Raw genomic sequence first — 13,246 nt, forward strand, 5'->3', positions numbered from 1 at the left:
ACGACTTTTATAAAAAAAAATCTAAAAATTTGTAATTTTGCAAAACTTTATTTTCAAAAGCGACAACACGTTATTTATGGACCGAATGCAGGTACTTGACCACTATCAGGAATTGTAAATCCCGTCATGCTCTCTCCACGAATATTTTCAAAATTCACATCGGATCGAAAAGAGGTTGCCTGAATATTTCCTCTTGAGTCTTTAAATTCCATAAAGATGGGCACGGAATTGTAATATTCTTTTTTGTTTTCATCATAAAACAGTTCTTCTGTTTTGATAACCGATCCGTCGGCCATAGTGATTACCACATTTTTTCGAAATTCCGTTATTCCCAAGGTACTTCGTTGTACACCGTAGTCAGATTTTATACGTTGGGTTTCGTTACCATCTTTGTCAAAAAATATAATCTGAAGACCTTTTTGAAATTCATAATTGCCCGTGCTATCGTGGTAAATACGTAGCTCCGGGCCGGTCAATTCGGCTTTGACGACTGCTGAGTCGCTGTATATCACTCTGACATCTTTTGAGATGTCCACAGCTTCCTCTTTCTGGATGTTCTCAATTTCGTTGATATCCTTTAGGTCATTTTCGCAACTGCAAAACAGGATCATTCCCAATAAGGCGGAAAATAAAAATGGTATTTGGCCGACTTGATTTAAGGTGAACATACCTAATCTAAACTTCTTCGGATAAACCATGAATCATTGATGGTAAATCCAAGATTGATATTGATATACCGCTCTCGAACCAGATTGTGATTTAATGTACCCTGTTGCCCGAATTCTGCTGAAATATTTATTCTGGAAAATGTACGGCCAAAATTTGTTTCAGGTAATGGGAGGCCTAGACCAACGGTTATCGCCATATCATTGATGTTATGGTTATTGAAACGGACAGGTGTCTGGTTATATCTAAAACCTAATCTGTAATCCACAATATTCCAATACCGAAAAGAAGTGACATCAGGTTTGAACTGCCCTCCTACAGCAAAGCCATAGTTTTTTCCAAGGGCGGGCTCTCCTTCACGTGTCTGGAAATTACTCCAATCCGTGTACTTAAAATCGGCACCCACCATCCAATTATAACCTTTGGAGAGCGTGAAGCCTACATTGTGTTTTAAAGGTAGATTGATATCCCGACTAGGGTATTCCTTAAAGAATGCCGTGTCCAAAGGAATATTTTGAATGTCAGGATCTAATGAGGCTTCGGTACGGGATACCGTTATCGTCGTGCGATTGGAAACCACATTATTTAATGACCCCGAGTATCCAACAGTAAGATGCAGTTTATTGCCTAAAGAGCTGGAGTACTGTGTGCCGTAGTCGACGGCTAATCCACGAATTAATCTGGACTCTTCATATCTTGTGTTGTAAGCTTCTAATGAATAAGGGAATGTTATCGAAGAAATGTCGGAGAGGCTTCCAAAAAGCAGACCCGCATTGGCACCTATGCTCAGCCCTTTTATCGGACTTATACCATAGCCGAAGAAGGCTTTATTAAGCCCACCTTCCCCGTTGGAAGTCTTGCTATATTGGATGGCATCTAACGTGACATTTTGAGATGAATTATAGCCAACATCCGAAAAAGGCATTAATCCAAACGCAATTCCTCCCACTTTTGGGCCAAGCGGTACACCTATGGCAAGATGTGAAAATGCAAAGTCAGCAGTATTATTGAGCGCTGAACCTTTGCCTAATTGTGTGATGTTGCCATACAAACCGGCTTCCAGAATGGTCCTGTTAAATGCGGAATAACTCGCTGGATTTGCTGGGTTAAAAGTTGCTAAACCGGACTGGTATCTTAAGCCTGTCGAAATACCACCCATGGATCTGCTTTGGGGTAATAAATCTTCGCGCATCTGTCCGAGACCAAACTGTGAGTATGGAGAATGAGATGTTGTTTTTTGCGCATTCGCGTGCTGTGTCAACATAACGAAACCTATCCCCAGCAATAGTGTAAGCGGCCCAAGCGTAAATATTTTATGCATATAATCTTCATTCGGCTACACGAAGGTAAGCCTATTTAATTTCAAAATTTATTACCTTTTGTATTGATTTTTTTATTTTTTTTCGATACAAAACTATCTAATTTTTGCCGATTCCATGAGTTGATTTTGTTAAAAAAGGTTAAACTACTGGATTTTAGTTGTTTACGCAAATTGAAAGTAGAGGATAGTAAAGAATATAATCATGTAGAGACTTTCATAGAGCCATTTGGTTTTTGCATGACTAAAATAGAACGCGAGATAAATCGAGAGGGGAGGGGCGCACAATAAGAAGTGGTTGATCGTAATTTTTTCGTTCAGATAAAAGGATCCGACGATCAGTACTAACATAAAGAATAGGAGTTGGAAAGATTTACGTATATGTACTATGCTTCTGAAGTATTTATCTTGCAGAATGAACAAGAAGAAAATCATGGCAATACCAATAGGTATGCCCACAAAATAGTCATGTATATCGACTTGCAGGGCTGTTGGAAAGGAATTGGCAAATGGCGAAAAGATAGTTATAAATTCGTCGAAACGATCGATCCAATAATAAATGACTCCAAGTAAAAAGTAAACTACTGCAAACCCTAAGATAGGGGTGATCCATTCGCGCCAGATAAATGGTCGGAATAAAATTAATGCTATCCATAGAAGGAGAAGCATGACAATGAAAGGAAAATAGATTAGGCTGCCTAAGGCAATAATCATCCCGAGATCAAACATCAACCCTTTTACGTCGGGCTGCTTATAAATATTGAAAAGTTTGCTTACCATCCATATGGTAATGAAATTACAGATCAACGTCGGGGAGAGTATCAAAAAAGGTAGAAATAAACTTACCAGCGTCATAAATAATAAGGCCGTAAGAAAATTTGGCTTTCCCATGAAATTGAAATGATTCACGACGCTGTTGAGCAAAAAAGCTTGCGCAAGCGTTAATACCAGCGTGACGAAAACATTCGCTTGAGGAGAGAATCCCTTTCCAATTTCCAACCCGATGAGATTGGTAACCGCTGGCTCAAGAACGACCGGTGTGAGGGCTTCCGGCAAATGAAAAAAAGCACCGGTACATAAGATCGCTCCGACAATAATTACCCAAAAGATATTAACAGGTGAAAACTGTCTGTTTTGCGTAATAATCATTTATCCTTTTCAAGTTTTTTTATCTTTCTATCCAGTGTGAACATATATATGAAGAGACCGATAAAGAGCGTCAGTACGACCAGTACAACCACCCATATTTTACCCGAACTGCGCAAGCCTGTAGCCATTTCCACATCGCCAGATTGTGCGAAAGCAGCGAAGTTGGTCAACCAGGTAAGGGCGATAATTAACAATGTCTTGTTCATGTTTAACTTAAATAATTTCATCTATTTATTTGTTTATTGATCCATTGTTTGTCTTTAAAAAGGCATCAATGAGATCGCTTCGCTAAGTTTAAATGGCTGATGAGAGCTCGAGTAAATAATCATCCCCCTGTGTGTTAATGATTATTTACATCTCGATTTCGTGTGTTTTCGATTAACCGGACACGATAACGCAACGTACATATCCATATACCTATCAATATCCACCCCGCAACTGCAGTATAGAATACAGGTCTCATATAATTGTCCATATCCAGATCGCTGAAGGTGGAGTTCCCCCCACTTCCCGGATGCAATGAATCTGTCAGTTTAGGTAATATGTAGAGTAACACAATCATGATCGGAAAGGCAAAAATATTATATACCGCTGATATCTTTGCTCTTTTTTGTTCTTCCTCAAGCGCATTTCGTAAAACCAAATACGCGAGATACATCAATGTCGCAATTGCTGATCCATTTAATTTTGGATCATTGGGCCACGGCTCTCCCCAAGTGATATTTGCCCATTGCATACCCGTAAGAAGACCTAAGAAGCAAAATAAGATACCCGTATTGACTGCTTCCACGGCTATAATATCGAATTTGGGATTTCCTTGGTTTAAATACTTGACACTATAAAACACGGAAATGGCATATAACGTTATCATGGCGAACCACATGGGGACATGAAAATATACATTCCGGATGGTCTCGTGCAAGATCGGAAGCTTAGGAACCGGGCCGATAAAGCCAGCAATTATAGAGATACAAATGAAGGTTGCACCCAATAGTTTCCACCAATTTTTTCTCATGGAGATTATAGTTTTAATCCCTCCAAAGGTAAGGAAATAACAATAAAGAAACAGTAACAGTTATTACATTTATTGCCAGCAATACGAGGATATCGCTGTAACTTCCACTTCTGTCTGCACCAATAAGACTGTTGTGCGAGAGTTTAATTAGGACGATCAACAACGGGATGACAACCGGAAACGATAAGATGGCCATAATTGTGCTGTTGTTATTGGTTTTGGAACTAATGCCCGATATCATCGTGAACACTGTAGCAAAACTCACGCTACCTAAAAGTACAGCAAGGAAATAAAATAGCGCGTCGCCTACCGGATTTTTGAAGATAATCGAATAGGTCAGATACGCTATGGCGGAGAGGAAGACCATTAAAAGCGTGTTATATATGATTTTGGATAGGATAATGGATTTTGGACTTGCCAGACTGTAATAATACAACTGTCTAAAAGGACTTTCCTGTGTGAATGACCGGCTAATGGCGTTAATAGAAGCAAAAAGTAAAATAATCCAAAATAGTGCATTCCAAACAAAAATATCTACAGATTTGAAGGCTTGGTAGCAAACAAATACTGTAGATACTACATATAACAATATGCTATTGATAGCATATTTTGAACGCCATTCCAGTGACAGGTCTTTAGCGACCAATGATTTTACTTGTTGTAATAGATTCATGGGTACGCAAAGATAAACCTTCACAGGCTCAAATGCAGGGAGATTTTAAAAATATTAAGAATTTGAAATCTCGGATTTTGTTTTAGAAGCGATTTCTTCTGTTTTAGAGGCAATTTTGTTCGCGGTATCCGCTGCCTTATGCGCCCATTCGGTTGTTCTGTTTGCCGCCTTATTCACAGCCGATTTACCAGCATCCTTGGCCCGGGATTTTAATGCTTCCAGGTCCTCCTTCGCTGATTTAGCGAAACGTTCTGCCTTTTGAGCTTCTTTTTTGGACATTTCTTTCAGCGATTTTGTCAGACTCTTGATGCTTGAATTCGCTTTATCCAGCTGTTTCTTGCCATCTTCTGTCGATAATAAGTAGTACGCTGCTGCACCTGCTGCCATCCCTAACAGGGCGAAGGCAACTAATCCATTTCTATTTTTCATAATATAAAATTTTTCTATTTTCTCTTCTACTTATCTAAACAACTGCCGTTCCAAAAAGTTCTAATATAATGTAAATTAACTAAATTTTAACCTTCGATTTGCTGCGTAGATTGAAGTGTATAGAGATGATGATATAAGCCACTGCCTTTTGTCAATAAGTCGATATGGGTGCCGCTGTCCGACACGATACCGTCCTCAATGACTAAAATGTTATCTGCAGTACTTATTGTAGAAAGCCGGTGCGCGATGATAATCGAAGTCCGTCCTTTCATAAGCTCTTGAAGCGCCTCCTGTACCAAGCGTTCTGATTCAGAGTCCAACGACGAGGTAGCTTCGTCTAATATCAATATTGCCGGATCTTTGAGGAGCGCTCGTGCGATGGCAATACGCTGTCGCTGTCCACCAGAAAGTTTAACACCTCGTTCACCTACGATCGTGTCATATCCATCCGGAAAGCTCATAATAAAATCATGCGCATTGGCCCTTCGTGCGGCTTCAATGACACTTTCCGCATCCGCTTCAAGTTTACCGTAGTTAATATTATCCCGGATCGTACCCCCGAATAACAATACATCCTGCGGGACTATAGCAACCTGGTTTCGAATGTTGGTCAAACTATAAGAAGACGAAGGTTCGTCGTCATAGTAGATGATGCCGCCATCAGGTTTGTAAAATTGTAAAATGAGTGAGGCAATAGTCGACTTACCAGCTCCGCTGGGACCTACGATAGCGACTTTCTGTCCGGCCTCGGCCGTAAAAGAGATATCTTGCAAGGTTTGGATATCACTCCGGCTAGGGTAAGAAAAAGCGACATGTTCAAATGTCAGTTTACCGTTTATTCGTTTTGTGATCGTCTTGTCATCCTCACTGACCTGAATGTCTTCCGATCTCTCATTCAATATCTCGATCACCCGTTCGCTGGCACCTAATGCACGTTGAATGCCTGCATATAGTTCGGGAAAACTGCCCATAGATCCTGCCACAAACATGGAATAAAGAATATAAGTTGTTAAGTCTCCTACGGAGATTTCACCGGCAGACACCAATGTGGCACCGTACCATATCACGATGATGACAGCTCCAAAAATGCAAAAGATGATGAAAGAGGCAAACATACCTCGGAATGTAGCTCCGCGGACGGCAAACTTGACAGCTGTATTCAGCTTTTGGCCATAGCGTTGTGCTTCAAAATATTCATTCACGAAAGCCTTGACATTGCTGATCCCCAGCAAGGTCTCTTGCACTATACTATTCGAATCGGCCAATTGATCCTGTGTTTGCTTGGACAGCTTTCGGATGAATCGGCCAAAAAATAAGGCTGCGACAACGATGATTGGCAATATAGACAGGTTCATCAAGGCTAGCTTGGGCGAGACAAAAATAAGTAATGCAACGCTGAAAAACAGGCTGATGGATTGCCGGATGATCTCCGCAAATGTCGTGGTCATCGTATCCTGTATCTGGGAAAGATCTGCTGAGAGACGGCTGTTCAGTTCACCGACTCGTCTATTGGAGAAAAAATCGATAGGCAGGGTGATTAGTTTGAGGTAGGAGTCCTTACGGATATTTGAGAGTGTTTTCTCTGCTATCTCGACAAAAATCCGGATACGAAAAAAAGATATAACAGATAGTACAAACAAAATGCTCAGTGAAAGGCTCCCGATAAACAAAAGACTATTAGGTAGCCAGGTGTAGGTTTGTTTTCCTTGGGCCGCGTCAATCATGGCGCCTAATAAAGCCGGCAATGTCAACATGGTTAGGCTGGATAGGATTAAGAATACCATACCTATCCCGAATCGAAACCGATAAGGTCTAAGATAAGAAAAAATTTGAGAGGCTTTTTGGATCGATGCTTTATTTACCTTCGGTTTTGGTAGATCCTCGGCATGCGAATCGCCACTGTTCAATCTTGGTCTCGCCATTGTGTACTACAATTGATAATCTTTTAAAACGATGACCACAAAGGTATCAATATAAAAACGGCTTCTTATCAAAGAAAAGTCAATTTTTTGAAGCGTGTAATCTGCGATAGAGCAGATAAATGACAAATAGCAGACCTATGAAGAGCAGTCCGAGAAGATAAAAAACAACGCCATTTTGGTGTTCTCCCTTTTCGAGATCTTTGATGTGGAGACGTAACTTTTCATTTTCTTCTTGCAACTTCGATATGGTTCTCATATAAGCCGTAACCTGACTGTCAAATTCCGTTGCCATCTTTTGAAAATGCTCGCGCTCAGTGTCCTTAAGGTCCAATAGCTTTCGGGTCTCCAGAAAAATCTTATTGTCGTTAATGACAATCTCCTTCAGTATATTAATAGACTTCTGCATATCCGTCTTGGTCTTAAAAAGACCGAAGATGCCGGTTTTCTGTTCCAGTGAATGGTCATATTCTCCAAACTTTCTGCTCCGTTCTTCCAATAGAAAGTTCACCCGCTTCCGCTGGTTTTCGAAGAGTAGGCTATCGGCTTCTGCGCTCATGTTGGCCGTCGCCGAGGTCACGATTAGTAGAAGATAAAAGATGAATGCAGTAAATTTTCGCATTGTCCTATAAATTAGTGTTATCTCTCCAGGAACTCAACAATGATTGTTTCATCTGGATGAAGTCCAAGCAAAGTGCTGGCATTTCCTTTGTTAATAGCGACTTCGAGGTAGTTGCTGATACCAAAGAGACAAAGTTTTTCACCTTCGGGTACTTCACTGTAATGCCAGCTCATTTTGTTGATGGTCTCATTCCGCTTAAAATGTAAAACAAATTCCCGACCCTTTTGAATCCCATTGAACAACTCCTTACTGATGTTGCTGATGACATTACCAAAAGAATCGATATAGGATACATGTCCTTTAATGATATTATTTTCGATAATAGGTTGTAAAGTTACCTTCTGCAACGGAGCGTCGATCGGCGGGCCGAGTAAAGTGATGTCTTCGCCCTTCGCGATATGGCAGGCCGCTTTCGCAAGGACATCCGCCAGTGGAAAATGTAAAAATCGAAGGTCTTGTGTAAGTTCAATTTCGATAAGCTGGTCCGCTTTATCCTCACCTAAAATAATACTAAAAATTCCGTTATCCGCCCCGACAAAATAGTGATGATTATAGTGCATAGCGATATAGCGGCAATCTTTCTGGAAAACCGTATCGATGCCGATAAGATGCACTGTTCCTGTTGGGAAATAGTGATACGCATTTTGCAGCACAAATGCGGCGTCCTGAATGTCGAAAGAAGGGATTTCATGAGTAATATCTACCAACCGAACCTTCGGAAGAATCGAGATGATGCTCCCTTTGAGTGCGGCTTGGTAAAAGTCGCGATAGCCCAGGTCTGTTGTTAATGTAATTACTCCCATAGTACTCGTCCGTTACCTTTTTCACGGACACGAACCTCCATAAACTTATTGATTTTTTTTGCAAAATACAAAAGTAGCAAAACTACTGATGATACATATGATGTCCGGATAAATTAGTGATTTTTTTTAGAAAACTTAAATGAGATTATTCGCTACTTTGTAAATTTGGTGGAATTTACGGTACAAAGAAAAAAACGAACCGATAAATCGAAAAACATCTGTATCTTTATATGAAGGATATCATCATTAAATACAAATAATTTGAGTGAGTTAGTTATCAATTTAGATAGTGCAAATTTAGTGTCACTATGGGGAGCCCAGAATGAAAATTTTGAAACCATTAAAGACAGTTTCCCCAAATTACGTTTAGTGGCTCGTGGGAATGAGTTGAAGGTCTTGGGCGAGGAGAAGGAACAGCAATTATTTGAAACTTTTTTTTCTACGGTTTTAAGTCATGTTTCCAAATTTAATGAGTTATCCGGCTTAGAACTCGAAGAGTTCTTGCGCCATATCAAACCGAACGGTGCTATTCCCGATATGAAGCCGGATTCGGCGGATACACATCCCATTCAAAAAGGCGAGCCGATTGTATATGGACCGAATGGAATAATTGTGCGTGCGCGGACCCCTAACCAGCTGAAGATGGTCAATAGTATATTAAAAAATGATATATTATTCGCTATCGGCCCAGCGGGTACGGGAAAAACCTATACGGCTGTAGCGCTCGCAGTGCGCGCCTTGCGCAACAAGGAAATCAAACGAATCATCTTGACCCGCCCTGCTGTAGAAGCGGGTGAAAACTTAGGTTTTCTGCCGGGGGACTTAAAAGAGAAAGTAGACCCCTATCTGCGCCCTTTATATGATGCTTTGGATGATATGATTCCTGCCGAGAAATTAAAGGGTTATCTGGAGAATAGAACGATCGAGGTTGCACCATTAGCGTTTATGCGGGGGCGAACCTTGGACAATTGTTTTGTGATTTTAGATGAGGCCCAAAATGCGACGGATATGCAACTGAAGATGTTTCTGACCCGCATGGGGCCTACGGCGAAGTTTATCGTGACCGGAGACTTGACGCAAATTGATTTGCCCCGAAAAACGCAGTCTGGCCTGGCTACGGCTGTAAAAATTCTCGAGGGAATAAAAGGGATTGATATTATTTATCTCACAGGAAGTGATGTGGTTCGCCATAAATTGGTGAAACGTATTTTGGAGGCTTACGGAGATTTAAATAACTAATACAAAAAGCGGTGTGTGCCGTAAAAAGACCATGAACACAATAAAGGAAACAAATTTTAAATTTGAAAGGCAAACGGCTTTTTATCGAGGGAAAGTGCGGGATGTATATACGATAGCCGACGAATATTTGGTTATGATTGCATCTGATCGCTTATCCGCTTTTGATGTAGTATTACCGAGGCCTATTCCCTATAAAGGGCAAGTCCTCAACCAGATTGCATCAAAATTTTTGAAAGCGACGGCAGATATTTTACCCAATTGGGTTGTTTCTGTACCTGACCCCAACGTGACCATCGGAATGCGGTGTGAACCGTTTAAAGTAGAAATGGTCATCCGCGGATATTTGTCCGGACATGCGTGGCGTACGTATAAAGAAGGGAAGAGAGAACTATGCGGCGTCACCCTCCCTGAAGGGCTGAAAGAGAACGGCAAGCTACCACAGCCCATCATTACCCCCTCGACCAAAGCCGACATTGGACATGACGAGGATATTTCCAAGGAAGACATTATCGCCCGCGGAATTGTTGGGCAAGCCGATTACGAACAATTAGAAAACTACGCACACGCACTTTTTCAGCGAGGGACAGCCATCGCCCAGCAGCAGGGCCTGATCCTTGTAGACACCAAGTACGAGTTTGGCAAGCGGGATGAGCAGATCTATCTGATGGACGAAATACATACCCCAGATTCATCCCGTTACTTCTATGTAGATGGCTATGAGGAGCGGCAACAGCGCGGCGAGCCACAAAAGCAACTATCTAAAGAATTTGTGAGGCAATGGCTTATAGAGAATGGTTTTCAAGGTAAAGCCGGACAGCAAATTCCTGAAATGACGGATAACATTGTACAGTCGATTTCCGAGCGTTATATCGAATTGTTTGAGCATATCACGGGCGAAAAATTTGTGTTTCCTCAAGAAGGGTCGACGACCGAACGGATAGCCAAAAATGTAAATCAGGCGTTAACGACGCTGTTAGACAGATAAAAATATTTAATCATGCGGTATACTATTGAAAAACACGAACGTTATGTTGTCATTGAGCCCCTTTGTGACAGCATCAACGCAGAAGAAGCAGCCTTTTTAAAAGGTGAATTTATGCTACGCAATACTTCCGGACAGCGCAATATCGTATTGGATCTTTTGCATGTCAATGAGATTGATGCGGACGGGACTCGAGTGGGCTTATTGGCCCATAGGCTTTGTAAAACTGTGGGAGGCCTCTTTATTCTAACCGGCTTGCAGGAGCAGGTTTTACATATGTTGAAAGTCGCCAAATTGGAATCTCATTTTATTATCGCAGCGTCGCTGTCCGAAGCGGAGGACATCATCTTTGGGAATGAAATTCAACGCGAGCTGCTCAAGAAAAACGCTTAGTCCATGAAATTCGAGGTACTGGTATTGGGAAACAGTTCGGCGACACCGATGTATGATCGACACCCCACCTCGCAGCTGGTCAATTTCAACGAGCAGTTTTTTTTGATTGATTGTGGTGAAGGGACGCAAATGCAACTCTTCCGCTATGGCGTCAAGTCCAACAAAATTTCCGTTATTTTCATCAGCCATTTGCATGGTGATCATTATTTGGGGTTGGCTGGCTTGCTGTCGTCCATGAATCTGCACGGGCGAAAAAACGAGTTACATCTATATGGTCCCGCCGCTTTGTGGGATATCCTTGCCCTGCAGTTCAAGCATTCCGACACGACGTTAAGGTATGATCTTATTTTTCATGCGACGAATCCCGAGCAAGCCGAGGTTATTTTCGAAACCCCAATGTTGAAAGTAACTTCTTTTCCCTTACAGCATCGGGTACCGACTACCGGGTTCAGATTTGATGAAGGCCCCCGCCGGGCCCCACTTATTCGGGAGAAGATCGAACAATGGAATGTTCCCACGGTCTTTTTGCCTTTATTAAAGCGGGGGATGGATTGTACCGATGTTGATGGAACTGTCTATCGGGCCGAGGATTTCACAACACCTGCTCCAGCATCAAGAAGCTATGCCTATTGTTCAGATACAAGGGCTTTTGCAACGTATACCGATCATATTCAGGGTGTCGATCTGCTCTATCATGAGTCCACTTTTGCCCATGATATGCTTGGACGGGCACAGGAAACCCTTCACTCGACAGCATATGAGGCTGCGCAGGTGGCACAGCAGGTAGGCGCCAAAAGATTATTACTGGGACATTACTCCGCACGTTATAAAGATTTATTGCCACTTTGGGATGAAGCCGTTCCGGTTTTTCCTGCCACTGAGCTCTCGATCGAGGGAAAATGGTTTATTGTTTAGTGAATTTGTAGATTTTTCCGCATCTTTACACCTCGAAATTTTTTGTTCATGAACACATCTTTTGATCTAAACAGTTTATTACGAGCTAATATCCGCGGCTTGGTTCCTTACTCCTCGGCCAGAGACGAATTCAAAGGAGAAGGCTCGGTATTTCTGGATGCGAATGAAAACGCCTTTGGTTCCCCGTTAGATCATGCATACAACAGATATCCTGATCCGTTGCAAAAGAAAGTAAAGGTTAAGCTTTCGGAGATAAAAGGCGTTCCGGCAGAAAATATCTTCTTGGGGAATGGTAGCGATGAAGCGATCGATATCCTGTTTCGTGCTTTTTGCAACCCCGGCGTAGATAACGTCATTTTGGTGCCACCGACATATGGAATGTATGAAGTGTCGGCCAATATCAATGACGTCGAAGTCCGGAAAGTAAACCTTACCCCCGATTATCAATTGGATCTGGATGCAATAGCCGGAGCTATTGATGGGCATACAAAATTACTATTTATCTGCTCACCGAATAACCCGACCGGGAATAGCATTCGGCGACAAGATATAGAGACCATCCTTGCAAATTTTGATGGCATTGTCGTCATCGATGAGGCCTATATCAATTTTTCGAAATATAAATCTTTTACGTACGAATTAGCCGAATTTCCCAATCTGGTCGTTTTACAGACTTTATCCAAGGCTTGGGGACTTGCGGCGCTACGCTTAGGAATGGCCTTTGCGAGTACCGATATTATAGCCGTACTCAACAAAATTAAACCGCCTTATAATATCAATCAGGCCACGCAGGACCTGGTGTTGGAGGCGCTGAACAATGTTGATGCGGTCAATACCTGGATCAAGGAAACTGTAAATGAACGCGAAAGGTTGCATAAGGAGCTGTCAACCCTTGCGCAAGTGGCCCATATCACGCCATCAGATGCTAATTTTATACTCGTTAAATTGGAAGATCCACGTGGATTATACATTTTTCTAACGAACGAAGGAATTATCGTACGGGATCGCTCAAAAATAGAGCTTTGCGAGGGAAGTCTGCGGATTACCGTGGGAACTCCTGCGGAGAATAAAACACTATTAGCTGCAGTGCGGCAATTTTATAAATAATCTATTGTTTAGGACA

General features: G+C 41.8%; 15 protein-coding genes. 5 read left to right on the top strand and 10 right to left on the bottom strand.

Translation table 11 applies throughout. The annotated features are described in order from the left end of the window. Positions 1-74: 74 nt before the first annotated feature. The 10 genes from lptC to G5B30_RS11755 form a co-directional block, all read right to left on the bottom strand. The gene (gene lptC / locus G5B30_RS11710; RefSeq protein ID WP_165320174.1) at positions 75-668 is read right to left on the bottom strand and encodes an LPS export ABC transporter periplasmic protein LptC; all 594 of its coding nucleotides are present in this window, start codon (positions 666-668) and stop codon (positions 75-77) included. A 2-nt stretch (positions 669-670) separates the two neighbouring features. Then, positions 671-1,987, bottom strand: a complete 1,317-nt coding sequence (locus tag G5B30_RS11715; protein ID WP_165320175.1) for a hypothetical protein — start codon at positions 1,985-1,987, stop codon at positions 671-673. A 162-nt stretch (positions 1,988-2,149) separates the two neighbouring features. Further along, positions 2,150-3,133 (bottom strand): DUF6427 family protein, encoded by a 984-nt coding sequence (locus tag G5B30_RS11720; RefSeq protein WP_165320176.1) that lies wholly within the window; start codon positions 3,131-3,133, stop codon positions 2,150-2,152. Beyond that, on the bottom strand, positions 3,130-3,339 hold the full coding sequence (locus tag G5B30_RS11725; protein WP_165320177.1) for a CcmD family protein: 210 nt from the start codon (positions 3,337-3,339) through the stop codon (positions 3,130-3,132). Before G5B30_RS11725 ends, G5B30_RS11720 begins: the two co-directional genes overlap by 4 nt. A gap of 134 nt (positions 3,340-3,473) precedes the next feature. Beyond that, a complete protein-coding gene (gene ccsA / locus G5B30_RS11730) occupies positions 3,474-4,148 on the bottom strand; it encodes a cytochrome c biogenesis protein CcsA (protein ID WP_165320178.1) in 675 nt (224 codons plus the stop codon). Positions 4,149-4,161: 13 nt separating this feature from the next. Beyond that, positions 4,162-4,821, bottom strand: a complete 660-nt coding sequence (locus tag G5B30_RS11735; RefSeq protein ID WP_165320179.1) for a heme exporter protein CcmB — start codon at positions 4,819-4,821, stop codon at positions 4,162-4,164. Positions 4,822-4,875: 54 nt separating this feature from the next. Next, positions 4,876-5,250: a hypothetical protein gene (locus G5B30_RS11740; protein WP_165320180.1), complete on the bottom strand. Its 375-nt coding sequence runs from the start codon at positions 5,248-5,250 to the stop codon at positions 4,876-4,878. A gap of 86 nt (positions 5,251-5,336) precedes the next feature. Beyond that, positions 5,337-7,172 carry an ABC transporter ATP-binding protein gene (locus G5B30_RS11745; RefSeq protein WP_165320181.1) on the bottom strand — a complete coding sequence of 612 codons (1,836 nt, stop codon included), beginning with the start codon at positions 7,170-7,172 and terminating at the stop codon, positions 5,337-5,339. A gap of 79 nt (positions 7,173-7,251) precedes the next feature. Then, positions 7,252-7,791, bottom strand: a complete 540-nt coding sequence (locus tag G5B30_RS11750; RefSeq protein WP_165320182.1) for a hypothetical protein — start codon at positions 7,789-7,791, stop codon at positions 7,252-7,254. A 17-nt stretch (positions 7,792-7,808) separates the two neighbouring features. Beyond that, positions 7,809-8,594, bottom strand: coding sequence for an S-adenosyl-l-methionine hydroxide adenosyltransferase family protein (locus G5B30_RS11755; RefSeq protein ID WP_165320183.1), 786 nt, complete (start codon positions 8,592-8,594; stop codon positions 7,809-7,811). A 261-nt stretch (positions 8,595-8,855) separates the two neighbouring features. Between G5B30_RS11755 and G5B30_RS11760 the strand changes: the two genes are divergently transcribed. Genes G5B30_RS11760 through hisC form a run of 5 tightly spaced genes read left to right on the top strand, consistent with a single transcriptional unit; the run spans position 8,856 to position 13,230 of the window. Next, on the top strand, positions 8,856-9,833 hold the full coding sequence (locus G5B30_RS11760) for a PhoH family protein (protein WP_165320184.1): 978 nt from the start codon (positions 8,856-8,858) through the stop codon (positions 9,831-9,833). Positions 9,834-9,864: 31 nt separating this feature from the next. Continuing rightward, positions 9,865-10,818, top strand: coding sequence for a phosphoribosylaminoimidazolesuccinocarboxamide synthase (locus G5B30_RS11765; RefSeq protein WP_165320185.1), 954 nt, complete (start codon positions 9,865-9,867; stop codon positions 10,816-10,818). A 12-nt stretch (positions 10,819-10,830) separates the two neighbouring features. Beyond that, positions 10,831-11,208: an STAS domain-containing protein gene (locus G5B30_RS11770; RefSeq protein WP_165320186.1), complete on the top strand. Its 378-nt coding sequence runs from the start codon at positions 10,831-10,833 to the stop codon at positions 11,206-11,208. A gap of 3 nt (positions 11,209-11,211) precedes the next feature. Further along, complete coding sequence (locus G5B30_RS11775) at positions 11,212-12,123, top strand: ribonuclease Z (protein WP_165320187.1); 912 nt, start codon at positions 11,212-11,214, stop codon at positions 12,121-12,123. A gap of 48 nt (positions 12,124-12,171) precedes the next feature. Then, on the top strand, positions 12,172-13,230 hold the full coding sequence (gene hisC, locus G5B30_RS11780; protein WP_165320188.1) for a histidinol-phosphate transaminase: 1,059 nt from the start codon (positions 12,172-12,174) through the stop codon (positions 13,228-13,230). The last annotated feature ends 16 nt before the right edge of the window (positions 13,231-13,246 follow it).

The organism is Sphingobacterium sp. SGG-5, from assembly GCF_011043525.1.
GTDB lineage: Bacteria > Bacteroidota > Bacteroidia > Sphingobacteriales > Sphingobacteriaceae > Sphingobacterium.